General features: G+C 35.5%; 16 protein-coding genes and 1 pseudogene. 9 read left to right on the forward strand and 8 right to left on the reverse strand.

Features of this window, described 5'->3' with window-relative positions; all coding sequences use genetic code 11:
- Positions 1-476: 476 nt before the first annotated feature.
- From KO502_RS01900 to KO502_RS01910, 3 genes are all read right to left on the reverse strand, one after another.
- Positions 477-1,475, reverse strand: coding sequence for a ThuA domain-containing protein (locus tag KO502_RS01900; RefSeq protein ID WP_216020854.1), 999 nt, complete (start codon positions 1,473-1,475; stop codon positions 477-479).
- 245 nt (positions 1,476-1,720) lie between these two features.
- Positions 1,721-2,416: an SDR family oxidoreductase gene (locus tag KO502_RS01905; RefSeq protein WP_216020855.1), complete on the reverse strand. Its 696-nt coding sequence runs from the start codon at positions 2,414-2,416 to the stop codon at positions 1,721-1,723.
- Complete coding sequence (locus KO502_RS01910) at positions 2,416-3,624, reverse strand: DUF6786 family protein (RefSeq protein ID WP_216020856.1); 1,209 nt, start codon at positions 3,622-3,624, stop codon at positions 2,416-2,418. Before KO502_RS01910 ends, KO502_RS01905 begins: the two co-directional genes overlap by 1 nt.
- Positions 3,625-4,267: 643 nt before the next feature.
- Between KO502_RS01910 and KO502_RS01915 the strand changes: the two are divergent.
- The 5 genes and pseudogenes from KO502_RS01915 to KO502_RS01935 form a co-directional block, all read left to right on the forward strand.
- A pseudogene (locus KO502_RS01915) lies at positions 4,268-4,461 on the forward strand (insulinase family protein); the annotation flags it as partial.
- A 240-nt stretch (positions 4,462-4,701) separates the two neighbouring features.
- Positions 4,702-5,691 carry a DUF2807 domain-containing protein gene (locus tag KO502_RS01920; RefSeq protein WP_216020857.1) on the forward strand — a complete coding sequence of 330 codons (990 nt, stop codon included), beginning with the start codon at positions 4,702-4,704 and terminating at the stop codon, positions 5,689-5,691.
- Positions 5,684-6,055: a GntR family transcriptional regulator gene (locus KO502_RS01925; protein WP_216020858.1), complete on the forward strand. Its 372-nt coding sequence runs from the start codon at positions 5,684-5,686 to the stop codon at positions 6,053-6,055. Before KO502_RS01920 ends, KO502_RS01925 begins: the two co-directional genes overlap by 8 nt.
- Before the next feature lie 2 nt (positions 6,056-6,057).
- Positions 6,058-6,951 carry an ABC transporter ATP-binding protein gene (locus KO502_RS01930; protein ID WP_216020859.1) on the forward strand — a complete coding sequence of 298 codons (894 nt, stop codon included), beginning with the start codon at positions 6,058-6,060 and terminating at the stop codon, positions 6,949-6,951.
- Complete coding sequence (locus KO502_RS01935) at positions 6,944-7,975, forward strand: hypothetical protein (protein WP_216020860.1); 1,032 nt, start codon at positions 6,944-6,946, stop codon at positions 7,973-7,975. Before KO502_RS01930 ends, KO502_RS01935 begins: the two co-directional genes overlap by 8 nt.
- A gap of 661 nt (positions 7,976-8,636) precedes the next feature.
- On the opposite strand, the gene KO502_RS01940 is transcribed toward KO502_RS01935, so the two are convergent.
- Positions 8,637-8,990 (reverse strand): gamma-glutamylcyclotransferase family protein, encoded by a 354-nt coding sequence (locus KO502_RS01940; protein WP_216020861.1) that lies wholly within the window; start codon positions 8,988-8,990, stop codon positions 8,637-8,639.
- A gap of 171 nt (positions 8,991-9,161) precedes the next feature.
- Here KO502_RS01940 and glpQ point away from each other — a divergent pair, with 171 nt between their 5' ends.
- From glpQ to KO502_RS01955, 3 genes are all read left to right on the forward strand, one after another.
- Positions 9,162-10,301 carry a glycerophosphodiester phosphodiesterase gene (gene glpQ / locus KO502_RS01945; RefSeq protein WP_216020862.1) on the forward strand — a complete coding sequence of 380 codons (1,140 nt, stop codon included), beginning with the start codon at positions 9,162-9,164 and terminating at the stop codon, positions 10,299-10,301.
- 204 nt (positions 10,302-10,505) lie between these two features.
- Entirely contained in the window at positions 10,506-10,988 is a 483-nt protein-coding gene (locus KO502_RS01950; protein ID WP_216020863.1) for an FKBP-type peptidyl-prolyl cis-trans isomerase, read from the forward strand.
- A 54-nt stretch (positions 10,989-11,042) separates the two neighbouring features.
- Positions 11,043-11,264 (forward strand): hypothetical protein, encoded by a 222-nt coding sequence (locus KO502_RS01955; protein WP_252730442.1) that lies wholly within the window; start codon positions 11,043-11,045, stop codon positions 11,262-11,264.
- A gap of 42 nt (positions 11,265-11,306) precedes the next feature.
- Here KO502_RS01955 and KO502_RS01960 read toward each other — a convergent pair whose 3' ends face one another.
- A complete protein-coding gene (locus tag KO502_RS01960; protein WP_252730443.1) occupies positions 11,307-12,359 on the reverse strand; it encodes an ecdysteroid 22-kinase family protein in 1,053 nt (350 codons plus the stop codon).
- A 338-nt stretch (positions 12,360-12,697) separates the two neighbouring features.
- Between KO502_RS01960 and KO502_RS01965 the strand changes: the two genes are divergently transcribed.
- Positions 12,698-13,003 carry a hypothetical protein gene (locus tag KO502_RS01965; protein ID WP_216020864.1) on the forward strand — a complete coding sequence of 102 codons (306 nt, stop codon included), beginning with the start codon at positions 12,698-12,700 and terminating at the stop codon, positions 13,001-13,003.
- Positions 13,004-13,120: 117 nt separating this feature from the next.
- Here the strand turns inward: KO502_RS01965 and argJ are convergent, their stop codons facing one another.
- From argJ to KO502_RS01980, 3 genes are all read right to left on the reverse strand, one after another.
- Entirely contained in the window at positions 13,121-14,380 is a 1,260-nt protein-coding gene (gene argJ / locus KO502_RS01970) for a bifunctional glutamate N-acetyltransferase/amino-acid acetyltransferase ArgJ (RefSeq protein WP_216020865.1), read from the reverse strand.
- A gap of 345 nt (positions 14,381-14,725) precedes the next feature.
- Positions 14,726-15,118: a lactoylglutathione lyase gene (gene gloA / locus KO502_RS01975; protein WP_216020866.1), complete on the reverse strand. Its 393-nt coding sequence runs from the start codon at positions 15,116-15,118 to the stop codon at positions 14,726-14,728.
- 334 nt (positions 15,119-15,452) lie between these two features.
- Entirely contained in the window at positions 15,453-16,715 is a 1,263-nt protein-coding gene (locus KO502_RS01980) for a lytic murein transglycosylase (RefSeq protein ID WP_216020867.1), read from the reverse strand.
- Positions 16,716-16,865: the final 150 nt, after the last annotated feature.

Raw genomic sequence — 16,865 nt, forward strand, 5'->3', positions numbered from 1 at the left:
TATTTACCGCCGCTTAAAGTCATTTTAAACCCATCGAAGAAGGGCTTGAGCAATACCAATTCGTCGTTACTTTGATTTAGAAGGAAATAACCCTTCTTTCATCAAAGTGCCTTGAATTGAAATCGCTCAAGTACTCTGAAACCTGCATCTTGATTGGTAAAGGGTATATTCCCACTGTTCGTTTAGGAGCAGATTAAAAGATTAAAAACAGAAAAGGAAATCATATTTCAATATAACAATCACATGAGTTATTAATATCAAACGGTTAGTCTTATTAACGGTTAGTCTTATTAACGGGTAGCTGTTTACTATTAGGTTGTAATCAAATGCCTAAAAGTGATTTAGGCGTAGACCCAGAAGAGAACATAACTTAGCGCAGCAGCCAGAGAAAGTAAAAAGTATGCAGCAGCGCCTAGATGAAGTTATTGCTCAAAAGTCGAGATTATAATCAACTTGGTTACCAGCTAATTTATCAATTACTTAATTAGTAACTTAGGGAAGCTTTCAGGAATGCTTTGTGTTACTTGTCCTGTAGCTGCCCATTCTGTACCACGTAGTAATGTAGTGATAAAACTCATATTATTAATCGCTTCAATGTCGTGCCCTAAAGTCGTGTGAAATATTCGGCCATTCTGATAGTTAATGGTCATTAATACCGGCTCATGTCGACCAAAACCATTAAATTTAGGATCATCATAAGCTGTTGCTAAGATGGTCATATTTTTAGCCGGTCCACGTAAGCGGTTATATAACTCGTCTTTTGCATGTAACCACTTTTCAGGTAAACCTTTGGTAATAGGGTGATCAGTAACACGAACCGTAATAGGAAATTCATGGCGTTTTCCATGGCCCCCCCCATTGCCTTTACTTTCGTCATATGTTAACTTTTCTTGCGCGTCATAATAAACGTAAGGGCCATCTTTTTCATTCCGCCCCCCCCAACCACCTATGCCGATCATCTCATTATACGCTTGCCATTTAGGAAACGAGTTATCTGCTGCGTGAATTGATACAAAACCACCACCGTTGCCAATGTACTTAGTAAAATTTTCCTGAGTTACTTTTGGCCAATCTGCTGCTCGCCAACCAAAGTTAGAAATAACTACATCATAAGCTTTAAAGTTGGGCGAAAAATTAGGATCAGTTTTAGGCTCAGATTCGATATATTGTTTATTATCATTAAGCGCAAATTGCTTGCCAAACTTCTCACTGTTCCAAACAAATGAAGTTCGTTCAATATCAACGGTAAAACGGTTTGATTTTTCTAAGAACTCTTTGAACATTATCGTTGCTTTTGGCCATACTTGGTGGTTATTTTGTCCATCAATAATGAGGACTTTAATCAATGGCGTTGAATTTTTTTCGGTAACAAGCTTTTGATTTGAATCGTGTGCACAACCAGTTGTTATTAAGCTACTTGTCGTTAAAGCAAAAACTAATGTTATTGGCAGAGATGTCTTTTTATTTTGTGGCATTTTTTTCTCCTAATCTGAACGGAATCTATGGCAATCTTTCATTGTTATACCGTTATTATTTGATAACGTAAATAATCGAACAGGTTGTTGTTCGAAGGTGACAAATTGACTTGAAGTAATATCAAGTTTGGTTGCTTTTACCTGTGCTGATGTTGCTACTGTTGTAAATAACAAGGCAGAATATAAGATTTCTTAAGTATCTCAACGTGCATTTTAGTTCCTAGTTATATGTTATTTAGTGGTAACTACCACGGAATTTCTTTACCTTGTTCGTCAAAAAAGCCACCACTTTGCGCCACTGACAATTGCTCAATTGTTTGAGTCAATAAAGGTACGACTTGATCAACGCTTACCGGTGCTTCATCGCCGCCCATATCAGTACTTACCCAACCGGGACTTAAAGCACAAACAGTGATTTTTTGCGATTCAAATTTCTTAGCTACACGGCGAGTTAACATGTTTAATGCTGCCTTACTCATACCATAAGCATCAAATGGTCCAAGCGGGTTTATCGCGGTATCAATCGAGGCTAAGCCAGAGGTGAGCTGAATAATTTTACTGTTTTCATTAAAGTGATATTGCAATGCTTGAATTAACAATGCTGGGGCAACCGCATTCACTTGATAAGATTTTATAAAAGCTTCCTGTGTCCATGCACCAAAAGGTTGATCAATTGATACTCCAGCGTTATTAATAAACAAGTCAATATGCTTACATAACCCCACAACTTTTTTAGCGGAATTTTGTATTGAAAGCTCAGATTCAAGTTCTACATTTACTTCTAATAAATTACGTTTCTTTTCATCATTGAGTCCCTCAAGAAAGTCAGCGTTAAGACCATTTCGAGTAAGTGCAATAACGCACCAACCTTCTTTTAAATAACTTGAGGTAAAGCCAAGACCAATTCCGCGGTTTGCACCTGTAATTACAACTGTTTTCATTAATTTTCCTTGCTATCTTTAAAGGCGTTTTCAATTTCATGTAGAGATACACCTAAAAGCGCTAAAGAAATAGCGTTTAGTTCATCTATGTCGCCATGAAAGTGATATGTATTATGAAAATGTGATTGGGATTCACCCTTTTTTAAAGGTTGTGTATTTGAAGATGACTCGAGTTCATAAAATCGACCAGGTTCACCTTTTTCATTTGCCCCCGAATTAAAAATATTAGTTACATCACCTTCATAATTATCATAGCCTTCAGGGTACCAAACCGAATTCAGGTATATGTCGTTCTCATTGTTATTAAATTGAAATGTTACCACGGTAAATAAACCATTTACGGGATCATAACTCGCCATGATTGGTTTTGTATTTTCTGGAGGAATACCAATTTTATTCATGTAGTTAGCATCAGCTCGATAATAAACCACACCATTCTTTATTTTAGTATGTGTAGGTTTTGTCGGGGTAAAATAACTTGTAACATTAGCTAGCTCATTTTTTATTGGAATTACAGCGACACTTTTATTGCTTGGTAGAAAAGCGCCCAAGTCCCATATAGAGATTAGCCCGGTTTCTTTTGTCCAGTGTTGTGCACCAATATTCGTTATTACCGTATTAGCACCAAAGCCCACTGCATTTAAATTTTGATAAGTAATACCAAGATTGGCTTTTATTTCATCGGCACTAAATAATGATACTTTCCGATTTACAGCAGCTTCAAAAATAAAACCTTGGTAGTTTTGCATTTGTAAATTTTGCGTAAAAGTAACGTGAGTATTGTCTTGAGACGTTATATTAAATGGTAATGATGAAAAGGCAGGTTGAATAACAATATTTTCAGGGATGCGTTCGGTATTCGGTTGGAAAAATAAAGAGTAATCCCCGGTTTCTGGGCCAAACCATAATCGGTCAGCACCACCGACTCTTGGGTTTTCTTGTCGCGTTAATAAATGTTCGTAGTTTATCCATGCAAGGCTTTCACCTTTATCACCATTCAATGTACTGGTCATTATCCTACCTTGATATTCAGCCAGCACAATAATTTTAGCTTTGCCTGCAGACAAAACAATTGGTTTGTGGTGTTTATCAATTACAGCTAAGTCGTAAGCAAAAGTTCCTTTCTCACCAAACGAGTTAACCTTCGCGCAAGCAAAAAGCCCTGAAGTGTAGATAACGACAAACAGTAAAGTAATTAATAGGCGCATGAAGTTTTTATCACCAAGATAAAAATTGAATATTATAAAACACCTTAACATACGAGATATTGTTAACAAAATAAAGTCATCAAAAAACAAAATAGTGAATAGTGAAATAGGTCAGAGCGGTTCATTCAAAACCTGCTAGCTGTATCGGTTTTTAAGAAGGCAGAAGGGTAAGCGCAAATAACCATCGTGGCTAGGAAGTAAAAGTCTTCTCTATACAGTCTGGATAGATGAGAGCAATGATTTTCTTCATCACTGTACCTTGAATTGAAATCACTCGAGCGCTCTAAAACATGTATTTTGAATGGAAACGGGTATAAGTATAAATAATAGACTTGAATTGTATTTTGTTATGGTGTTATAGTTAGCTATGTCACTAGTTGTTGGTGTTGATAATATCATGCAATCAATAGTAGAGCGTTCACCTAAACAGGGTTTAATCTATAGGTGAACCACACAGATATCATAAATAAATTACCATATAAAATTACAGGAGTTTCCTTTGAAAAAATGGATGTTAGTAAGTTTAGCGTGCCTATCTGCATGCTCGTCAGAACAAAGTCATAATAAAGTGGCCGAGTTGGAATCAAAAGTTAACGGTTTTACTTTTGCTGAACAGGCCACTAAAAAAGATCATGAAACAGTTATCCCCTACAGTAAATACGTACTAGAAAATGGTTTGACCGTCATCTTGCATGAAGATCATTCAGCCCCCTTAGTGCATGTTGATCTTATCTACCATGTTAGCTCTTCTCGAGAAGAACTTAATCAACTTGGTATTACACATCTTTTGAACACATGATATTTCAAGGCTCTGAGCATGTAGCAGACGAACAACATGTTTATTTTGATTGTGGGTGATGCCAAAAGCTTAACGCCACAATTAAAAGCGCTAGGTTACGATGTTATTGAAACAAAGTATTAGTGTTATACCCACTCCACTTGAATATGCAGGGTTCAGCCGGAATTCAAGTGGAATGGGTATATAAGAATATGGTTAGCAAGTGCTGTAAGTGATACCACAACGGTTTCTAGGCTGAATTACGTCCTAGAGCATCTTAATAGAATTAAGGGTTACCAATGAAACAGAATAAAAGTAAAACACTCTTTATCAGCCACGTAAAGGCGTTGGTTTATAAAATATTATGGGTAATGCTTTGTTTAACTGCATGGGGCAGCCAAGCAGAGCCTGCGAGTTATAAAAAAATTGCCTTGAACAACGTGAATAATATTTATACACAAGGCTTTTTTAAAGTAGAGATTAAACAAGGAGAAGAAGAAAGTCTTGATTTGTATATTAGAGACAGCCAAATAAATACTGTAAAAATTGGTGTTGAAGAAATTAAAAGCAGTGACGGCACACCTAACAGCAGAGCGCTTTTTGTTAAGCAGCTAGACAACTCATCAGAAGGTAAGCGTGATGAGGCCCCTATTGCTAACCTTATTATTACCGTCAAAAACTTGAGGTCGTTAAAAGTTCATGATACTTACCAAGTACTTGTTGCAAATATAGAATCAAATGGACTTAAGCTCGAAGCTACAGGGCGGTCTGATGTGTATTTAGATAAGGTAAAAATAAAAAATGGTAGTTTCGTAATTAATCATGAGTCTATTTTAAAAGTAAATGATAGTCGAATTGAGCAATTAATTTTGAATCAGTACAGTGTATCTAAAATAGGTATCAATGGTTTATTAACTAATACGATGAAGCTTGATTTAAGGGATCGTTCATATTTTAGTGCTAAAAACTTTACGGCATCGTCTGTGCACTCATTTGGTACATTTAAAAGTCATTTATTCATCAAAGAAAATTCAGATATAGCATCAATATTTATAGCAGGTAATCGGTGGCATAAAGTCGAAGCGAGTGGTGCGTCATTAAAAGTTGTTAATTGTGACATAACTGAGAATGCAGTAGCTAACTTACCTACTCCCGATATTCTAACGGTTAAAGCAAGTGGAGATTCTAAAGTGTATTACCAAGGCAGCTCGACATTGAGCGTAGATCAAAAAGACAATGCCATTATTAAAAAAGTGCTGTCTACGTCACCGAGTCATCATCATGAATAATCACTGGCATGATGATCTCCCCATATATAAACAATTGGTTATTAAATTAAAGAATGCAGTACTTGACGGTAGTTTTGCTGAAGGACAAGCAATGCCTTCTGTTAGGGCCATTTCCGCAGAGATGAGTATTAATCATATAACGGTATCAAAAGCATATCATGAGTTGCTTGATAACGGTTTAATTGAGAAAAAAAGAGGGTTAGGCATGTTTGTTTTATCAGGAGCGCAAGAAAAATTGTTGGCTGCAGAACGACAATTTTTTATAGAAAAGGAATTACCAATGTTAGTAAATAAAATGAATCAGCTTGATGTATCAATAGAGCAAGTAATTAAGATTTTTAAAGAACAACGTGAAGGGTCATAGTCATGAGTAATATTATTTGTGTTAAAAATGTAAATAAAAAATACAAAGATAAAAAGGTACTTAATGATATTAACTTTACGGTTAAATCAGGTGAGGTTATAGGGCTGATAGGCACTAATGGCGCCGGAAAAACAACCTTGCTTAAGTCTTTGTTAGGGTTAACCGCGTACAAAGGTGATATTGAGGTTTGTGGTTTAAACCCAGACAAAAAAAACGTTGAGTTAATGAAAAAAGTTGCGTTTATTGCTGATACGGCGACTTTACCGCCATGGATTACTTGCAACCAATTATTAGAATATATTGCGCAAATGCATGAAGGATTTGATATTGAACTAGCTAAAAGTTTTATTAGCTCAACCAATATCCCCGGTAAAATGAAAGTAAGTAGCATGTCTAAAGGCATGGTTACCCAATTACATTTATCAATAGTTATGTCGATAAAATCTCAATTGTTGATTTTAGATGAACCAACATTAGGTTTAGATATTATTCGCAGAAAGGCATTTTATAAGAGCTTATTGACTGAATATTATGATGAGAACAATACTATTATAGTAACAACTCATCAATTAGAAGAAATAGAGCATATTTTAACACGGGTTATGTTCATTGATAATGGAAAAATAATTGCAGATATTGATTTAGATACTCTTGAAAAGCGCTTTGTGCGTGTACAAGCTTCGAGTGAACATCACGATGATTTACTCGCTTTATCGCCTAGTTATATCACTGAAAAGATAATGGGTAAGGAGTATTTATTTGAAAACGAAACACAAGAAAACCTCGCTCAATATGGAAAAGTTTCTACGCCAGAATTATCAGATTTATTTATTGCGCTTTGCCAATCATCGCAGGAAGTAGTCCAATCAGATATAAAGGAAGTTACTCATGCTTAATCAATTTGTTATGCAATATAAACGAGAATATTGGGAAAACAAGCAATCATTTTTATATATCCCTATCGCCATTTTTAGTTTTATTTTAGGTTTGTTTACCTTAGCAAGTTTGTACTTTTTGTTAAGTCAGCAACTTAATTTTTTAATAAATGATGAAGTTATATTTGGCTCTCAAGATGTCCATCATGAGTTTTATTTTGATGGTGAGAAACCTAATGCGTTACAAGGCTTTTCTAAAGTAGAACATACCTTTGAAAAACTACCGTCGACTATTCCACAAGAGTTTCCTGAATTAATGAGGGAAAATGACAAGTTAGATAAGTTATCTCCGTCTGTGCACCCTTATAAAAAATCAATTGACAACCGTATAGCACACATAATGACAGCGGTAGATTTTATGTTATTTATTTTTATAACCATACCTTTTATAAACTCGTTACTCTCTGATAAACGGGACAAAAGTGTATTGTTTTGGCGATCTATGCCGGTATCACATACCAAGGTAATACTTACTAAAATTTTATTGTCGTGTGTACTGTACCCAATACTTCTCTTTGCGGCTATTTATGTGGCGCTTGGTGGCTGCCTTTTGATTATAACGGCAATAGAATCCAGTTTATCTGTATCGGGAAGTATGGCAATCAGTCATGTTTTTACCGAGGTGTTCGTAAATATTCTTGCTATGTTTAAATCATTTGCGTTTAAAGTGGTATGGTTTTTACCTGTATTATTGTTATTTGGCCTTATTTCTGTTGTCTTTGCCAATTTAGGTAAAGCTATTTTATTAATGATAGGATTTAGTGGTTATATCGTGACTAAAGCGTTATCTCAATCCGAATTATTAGTGTCAACGGTTGGTAAGTACTTTCTTTTAGGTAATGAAACGGCATTGAACCTGAAATTTAGTGTTATTTGGGGAGACTATTATCTAGGCATTAATTATGAATGGTTTAGCTACTGTATTTTAGCTTCAGTTGTTATAACTGGTTTGCTTATTTTAGCTCGTCATCGACAAAAATTTTAAAGTAAACCGTCTGATTACCCTCAATTATTGCTAGCATACAGCCAGAAAAATTGAGGGTAATTGCTTACATAGGTTAATATTCAGCTGAATATGGCAATGCCTTGTCTCTAATACCAACTCCGATAAGTTTGTGGTCTAGCTGTTGATAGGAAAAATTATTAAAGACAAGGCGCTTGATTGAGCAATAGCTGGCTATTGTGATTGAAAGCAACGCAGGATTTGATTATTTTAACCAGTACAGGTGAACAATAATTTAGCGGATTTGGTATAAGCCTTTTTAACTTTCGTTGAGTAGGAAAGAACTTAATCAACAGGTATAAAGTACTTTGAGTTACATATTAGAAAAATGTGTCAATATCAAATCAAATACATCTGTTTGTTTGTAGCTTTTATTTTTCAATAGTGATATTTCCGAAGTTATAAGTATTGCCCCTTGGTGTTGTTGCCACTGCGACACCAAGCAGAAAATGTAAATTCCAAGCCATGCAGTTAATAACATTAACCCCAAAAAATGGCTCCCCAACTAAGCCACCACGAAGATGACGAGAAAAAGTAAGGGTTTGTGTCTGTTATGTCATTCCCGAAGTTACTTGTCGGGAATCAATGTTACTTAAACGAGCCCCTCCAACAGATTTGAAATAAATTGAATTGCCCACTCACTCTAAGTTTGTGGTTTATGTTGTTTTCTACAAGCGTAAATCCAAGCGGTTGCTCCTGATGTAAAATCACCCGATATCCTTATGTAATCATCGACTTCATATTCATCAGCTTGTGCAAGCTCTTGCGCTGTTATTTCAAAAATAGTGCCTGCGACAGTATCTGTGTCATTACCGGTATATTTTAAAATAGGGTGAAACTCTTTACCGCTAGTTTTTAACACGGCAGCGTCAGTTATTCTTACTTCATCGAGTACATAACCAACTAGAATATCTTTTTTACCTTTTAACAATCGACCGAATGTTTCTGTTTGTACTGGCTCTAGTTGTAATGTGCCATACGAAAATAAATTTTCCATTTGAAAGCCTAAATAATTAAAGTGAAATAGGTTTATTTTTGTTTATATTATCATGCCAATTATAATTTTCGTGGTTTAATAAAAAGGTAATGAATTCAATTGATAATAACGTTAAGTTACTAGAATTTAATTATTAAAGTATCATTTACGCTACTGCCAAGGTTAATCATCATGAAATATGTTTTATTCTTCCTGCTCTTATCTTCATGTATTCAAGCTAATGCCACAGTAACCAATGTCGGTAAAACTACCATTAAAAGTTCTAACAAAGAAAAAATCGTTATTGCTCACCGTGGTGCTAGTGGTTATCTACCAGAGCATAGTATTGCCGCTAAAACGATGGCACATGCTATGTCGGTTGATTACATCGAACAAGACGTGGTGATGACTAAAGATGATCAATTAGTGGTTTTACATGATATTTACCTTGATCGGGTTACTGATGTCGCTGCTAAGTTTCCTGAGCGAAAACGTGCTGATGAACGTTATTACGTGATTGATTTCAGCCTTGCCGAAATACAAACGTTAGCGATGACTGAAGGTTTTTCGTTGAAAGACGGTAAAACGGCGGCTAATTTTCCGCAGCGTTTTCCGCTTTGGCAATCAACATTTAAAGTACACACTTTAGCGGATGAAATTGAATTGATTCAAGGGCTTAATCACAGTATGGGTAAAGATATTGGTATTTATCCTGAAATTAAATCACCGGCGTTTCATTTAAACCAGGGTAAAGATATTACCAAAGCGGTGTTACTTGAGCTCAAACGTTATGGTTATGTGAACAAAGCGAGCAGGGCGATTGTGCAAAGTTTTGATCCTGTTACTTTAAAAAGAATAAAGTATGAGTTGTTTGCTGAGTTAAATATGCAGCTAAAGTTAGCGCAACTCATTGCTATGACAAGCTGGCAAGAAACACCTATTTATTTAGACGAACCTACTCAGCAAACCATAACTCAGCAACTTCGAACTCAAAAGGCAAAGCTCATCTTTTATGATTACGATTGGATGTTAACGCCAAGTGCGATGACCGAAATTGCTAAATACGCAGACGCTATTGGCCCGTGGAAGCCAATGTTAGTGAATGTGGATGCAAACACTAATAAAGCCAGCTCTAACGGTTTGGTTGAAGCGGCACATGAAGCCGGATTATTTGTCCACCCGTATACCTTTAGAGCTGATGAAGGACGTATACCTGAGTTTGCTAAAGACTTTGATGATTTACTGCGTATTTATTACTTTGAACTTGGTGTGGATGGAGTGTTTACTGATTTTCCGGATAAAGCGGTTAATTTTTTACAAAAAATTGATTAATACCTTAGAGGGGTAAGGGCAGCAGTCTTACTTTTTGATTAATACTGAGAGCGTAAATAGTTAACTTTGTAGTTTCACGTTATTTAGCCATGAAATCTACTTACCTATTAGATATAATAAATTTAATATTTTATAGGTTTTATTTTAATAATCACAATAATAATAAAAATCATGTGATTACATGTTTTAAGTTGAGAGTAGAATATGTTATTTCGCGCTTTGTTTGTCAGTGCTACCTGTTCTTTAATGTTTGCTTGTACCAGCTCCAATAACGCTACGGGAGGTTATACTTCTGAAGAAATAAATGCCTATTGGTTTAATAAAAACCTTAAACGAGAAGGTGTTGTTGCCACTGATTCAGGTTTACAGTACAAAATTTTAGAAACAAGTAACGGTTGTAAACCAGATCCCTATGCTAAGATTACCGTACATTATAAAATGATGTCGGCTAAAACTAACCGAATAATCGACAGTAGTTATCAACGTGGCAACCCTAATGAGTTTCAGTTATCTAAAATGATCAAAGGTTGGCGTGAAGCTGTACCTATGATGAATGTAGGTGAAACTTGGGAGCTTTATATACCGCCAGAATTAGCGTACGGCAGTAAAGGCTCGCCTGGCTCTGTTGCGCCTAATAGTGTACTTATCTCGTTAATCACTTTAATTAAAGCGCGTTGTCAGGATTAGTTGAGAATCAACAGGTATATTTTTTATCATTATTCTTAAAATAAAGAGAGAAGTATGAAAAGTCGATTAAGTTTAAAGTTAGCCCTAGTTTTAATTATATTGTGCGGATTATGCTCATGTAGCAATAAACAACTATATAAAGCTGGGCAGGAGTATCAGCAAAGTGTGTGCATTAATAAAGCAGTCACCGAAGGACAATATAATGATTGTGATAATGCACCAGAGAAAACGTTTGAGGATTACGAACGAGAGAGAAATGAGGTTTTAGATAATTAGTTAATTAGTTATAGGAGCTTAAATAGGTTTAATATTAGAAGTCTAAAATTCAGCTAAGGCAATGTTAGTTTGTGCTTGTAAATAGCTATTGATTTTTTGGTGTTCAGGACTCCAACCTTGTAAAAACCGATGAAAGTCTGCATTAGCAAAACTATATAATTTACGCCATTCAATTTCCAGTTCCGAAAAATCAACACCCTGTTTATGTTCAACACAGGCGATAGATAAGCGTTTAAAATAGTAATCGAGTAACTCGCTATGCAGACTAGTTAACTCGTTATCGGTTAAACAACTCCCTAAAAAGTAGGCCAAATCTTTTACGCCTACGCCTTTACCTACATATTGAAAGTCAACCGCAGCAACGCGCTTAGCTTGATTAAATTGATTAACTTGGCTAGTTGGTTTCCCTTCAAGTTTGTTATGATTTTCGGTATCGTCTCGCGAAGCAGTGTTAATAGGGAAACTTCCAAAACAAAAATTAGCTAATTTAGCATCTCCATGAATTACGGTTTGGTATTTTGCATTGTTGAGTTGGTTATCAATAAAGTGCGCAGCTTGCTTTAAAACTCCGTTTTGCATGCTGTTAAATTCATCTTGTCTTGTCGCTAAATGCCAATAAGTTCCGATGGGCCATAAGTCATTTGCGTCATACTCAATAAAACGCGCATGAAAGTTTGCTAACCAGTTAATAACTACTTTAATATCGGTTAACGATAAAGATGAGTTTTTATCATTAAAACCTAAGTGTTGTAGGTCTTCCATTATTATTATTTGTTCATTATCGTTATTTTCTGTCGGTGATAACGCAATAAGTTGCGGTACATAACATGCGTTTTTACAGTGGATAGCGTAATGTTGATAAAACTTTGCTTCAACTTTGTATGAGTTTATTTTTCGTTGATGACCAGCATCACTATGCCAACCGCGAGGGTGATTAACCTGCTGTGGTGGTGTCACGGACTTTACTATGACAGAGCTTTCAAGTTTAGGGCTATAGTAACGGGATACTTGCCCATAGCCACTCCATAGCGCTTGCAGAGTTTCTGTATAAGTTAGGTGAGGGTCGTTAAGTAATTCTTGTATGGCTTTAAGCAAAGTAATGGGCTATTCAATATATTGGTTAATAGAGTAAAGTATACCCGAGTTATTAATTGATTCTAAGTTGGACTCTATTAGAAAGTGTTTTACCTTGAATATACTTTTATTAAGGTGACTTTGTTAAAACATTATAGCCTGTTCGCTTAGTATTTGAATAATATATAGTATTTGAATAATAAAACACTTATGCTTGATTTAGGTTACTCTAATTAAGAGTTAAGAGTTAAGAGTTAAGAGTTAAGCTGTTTTGCGTAATACAACTAATTGCTAACAATAATACAGAGGTTATGCAGAGCTTAGCCACTGTATTTAAATTATTTATAATGGAGTTTAAAATGTTTAAAAAACTAATTTGTACAAGTATCGTATTATCTACAGTAGCGTTAGCTGGCTGTCAAACAAGTAGCGCGATTAAAAGTGCTTCAGCTGATGGTATGTCAAATATGTTAACTTGTGACAAAATAGAAAATACTTTTGATGCGTATGAGCAAGATAAAACATCATTCTCTAAATTAGAAGCTATTACTAGCATGGTGGGCATTGATAGTAGTAGTTTTGATAATACACAAGCCGCTAGCTACTATAATACCGTTAAGTCGGGTGTTAATTCAGCATTAGCTATGAAAGGTTGTAATGTATAATAGAACAATACTTTTAGGTTTTATCACTAACTTAAAAGCCTAAAAAGAAAAGTAAGAGAGTGTAAGATAAAAGAAAGGTGGCAGATACCACCTTTTTTGTGATGGATGGTAAAATGATTAGGTTCTATATTCCGCATTAATTTTTACGTAATCGTAACTAAAGTCACAAGTCCAAATAGTCGCTTCTTCATTACCGCGATGAAGTTCAACGGTAATATCTATCTCTGCTGCATTCATTATGGCTTGACCATCATCTTCATTATAGCTTGCCGCACGGCCGCCTTTTTCAGCAACGAGTACATCACCAAAGTATAATTCTAACGTATTGGTGTCTAAATTTTCTAACGATTTACATTCTCTTGACGCGTAACCAATAGCAGCAAGTACACGGCCTAAGTTTGGATCAGAAGCAAACATCGCGGTTTTAACTAACGGGCTTTTACCAATTGAAAAACCAATAGTTTTTGCTTCATCAATAGTTAATGCACCTTTAACGTTAACGGTTATAAACTTAGTTGCGCCTTCACCATCACGGATAATGGCTTTAGCTAAATATTGTGCTGTTTCAAGTAAGCCATTGTAGAACTCGCTGAAACCTTTGCTGTTACGATTGGTTAATGCTGGCGCTGTACTTTTGCCAGTTGCGATTACAATAAACGAATCGTTAGTTGAAGTATCACCATCTACCGAAATACAGTTAAAAGATAAATCGGTTATCTCTTTGGTTATTTCATCTAAAAATGCTTGTGGGATATTGGCGTCGGTTGCTACGTAGCCTAACATGGTCGCCATATTAGGGTGGATCATACCTGCGCCTTTTGAAATACCGGTAATGTTTATTAACTCTTTATCAATACTCACTTGTGTTGAAAACGCTTTAGGGGCGACATCTGTTGTCATTATAGCTGAGGCAGCATCTACCCAATTATTTTCAGTTAAGTTATCTACCGCATGTGGTAAACCTGCTAAAAGTTTGTCCATAGGTAAATGCTCTAAAATTACCCCTGTTGAAAAAGGTAAAATAGACTCTGCAGGAATAGCCATTATCTTCGCTAAAGTTTCACAAGTCGCTATGGCATCAACCATACCTTTTTCACCGGTTCCTGCGTTTGCGTTGCCGGTATTAATTACTAAAGCATTAATGCCTGTTATGTCATTATTTTTAACTGCCGCTAAATGCTTTTTACATAATGTTACAGGGGCTGCACAAAACCTATTTTGTGTGAAAACGCCAGACACCGAACTACCTTGTGCAATTTCAATAACAAGTAAGTCTTTACGATTTTTATGTTTAATGTTTGATTCAGCCCAACCTAGGCGAATGCCGTCAATTGAGTGTATAGAAGCAGGGTTTATTTCAGGTAAGTTAACAGGCATAAGAACAATATTAGATAAGATTAAATTAAATAAATATTACGCTTTTCTGATTTTTTATGCAAAACAATATTGAATTTTCAGTTGTTAAAAGCTGTGTGATAAACACTAAGAACTGTTGATATTTCGAGATTACTTCTAGGGTCTGTTGACATTTCAGGGGGAAATTTTATTCAATTTAAATGAACCTAAAGGAGCACTTGTTTGAAATTTATATGGCGTTATCGCCTGTTCGTGTAGCAAGCGACACGAACAGGCTCTGCCTTGTAGTTAACATCAATAAAAAAGACTAATCAAACAGTTGTAAAAATAACCTCGAATGTTCATTAGGCTCTAAAAAGAATAATGTTAGCTAACACGATGTAATTCTAACAATTCAATTTTATAGCCGTCAGGGTCTTCAACAAAAGCTAAAATTGAAGCGCCACCTTTATTAGGGCCTGCTTCACGGGTAACTTTACCTCCCGAGGCTTTAATTTTATCGCAGGCTTTATAAACATCATCAACGCCAATGGCTATATGACCAAAAGCCGTACCTAGCTCGTAATTTGATTCATCCCAGTTGTAGGTTAATTCAATCACAGCGGTTTCATTTTCACTACCATAACCTAAAAAGGCTAAGGTATAACGGCCTGTTTCATTATCACCTTGTCTTAACACTTTCATACCCATAACCTCAGTATAAAATTGAATGGACTTTTCTAAATTTTTAACCCGTAACATCGTATGTAATATACGCATAATGCACCTGTTGATAATAATTCTGAGAGTGAGTAGATTACTCAACTATATTAGGTTTCGCAATTTTTTCGTCATTTAATAACGCATGCTTGATCGTTTTTTATTCGCCATAAAAAAGCCCCATGAGTAATGGGGCTTGGTATTTCATTTTTATACTTCAGTAGGAAAATCTAAATAACTAAAGCTCGCGTTTGATTGAAGTTTAAAGGTGTTATCGACTGTTCAAGTAAGTTACATGTCAAAGCCTCTGCCTGTCGCTAACACCTATAAAAATATCAATTAAATTGATGTAAAAGTAATCATGAAAGGGCATAGTCTCCCTAATGGTTGGATATTATTTATTTAAAGTTAATTGAATTTTTGAGAAAACATCTTCATTTGGATAACCATCAGCAATCAATTGATGTTTCAATTGAAAAGAGCGAATTGCATCTCGACTTTTAGGTCCCCAAATACCATCAGGCTCACCGCTTTCAAAGCCTAGTACGTTTAATTGGTTTTGTAATGTTTTCATTTCAGCCACGCTATACACTCTTGGTCTATTATTTTCGTCTTGCTTAAAGGTGAGTCCTTCATCACCTATTAATTTATTCGCTAATATACCTACGGAGAGAGCATAGCTTTTGGAGAGATTCCAGGTCATGATCACGTTAAAGTTTGGATAAAGTAAAAATGCCGGTCCGTTATGACCAGAAGGAAGATAAAGCTCAGCTTGAATATCATAATTAGATAACGGCTGATTATTGGTTTTATGAACACCTAGCCCTTTAAAAAAGCTAAGTGGGTAATATTGATCAAAAGCGACTTTCTCAAAAGCAAAGTTATCAGGCAGTTTTACTTCTCGTCCCCAACGTTCCTTGGTTTGCCAACCTATTTGATTTAAATAATTGGCTGCTGTAGTTAATGCATCGACTTCACTTTCCCAAATATTTACCTTGCCATCGTTATCCGCATCAACCGCATACTTTAAGAAGGCTGTTGGCATAAATTGCATATGTCCCATTGCACCAGCCCAAGAGCCTTGCAACTGCTCTACAGTAACTTGTTTGTTGTCAATTAGAGTAAATAAGTTTAAAAGCTCTAAGGTAAAAAACTCACTACGACGTTTATCACAGGCTAATGTTGCTAAAGAGTTAAGTACTGACATTTTACCTTTATGCTTACCAAAAACCGTTTCTAGCCCCCAGAAAGACACTAAATATTGACGAGGAATACCGTAGTCTTTTTCTAATTTATCAAACAGAGCTTTGTTTTGATTAAGCTTCTCTTTGCCAACACGAACATGATAATCAGTAACTCTGGCTTTAATATACTGTTCAAATGTTTGTGTAAATTCAGGTTGTTTTTTATCTAAGCTTATAACACGCTCAATCGGAGATATTTTAGCAATAACCGTTTTAGTAATATAAGGTGAGAAACCAGCAGTTTCAGCACGTTGAGTTAGATTAATTTTGCATTGTTCAAAATTTTCATCGGCAATACTAGCATTTGCTAAGCTAGTATTAAGTGCAAAAACTATACAAGTAAAGGTTAGGAAGATATTACAGTAATTTACTTGTGGTAGTAATCGATTGTAGAGCGGAGTTGATGAATTCATGATTAAGCATTCCTTAGCTAAAGCTATGTGACAATAATAGATAAACTAGAATGCTAGCATCGCTAAATTTAACGTTGATAACAATGGTTAAATAGGTGTTTTACCGATAAATAAAGTTTAATACCAAGTTGATTAAGTTCTTTCCCACTC

Source organism: Colwellia sp. E2M01, assembly GCF_018860585.1.
Classification (GTDB): Bacteria; Pseudomonadota; Gammaproteobacteria; order Enterobacterales; family Alteromonadaceae; genus Colwellia.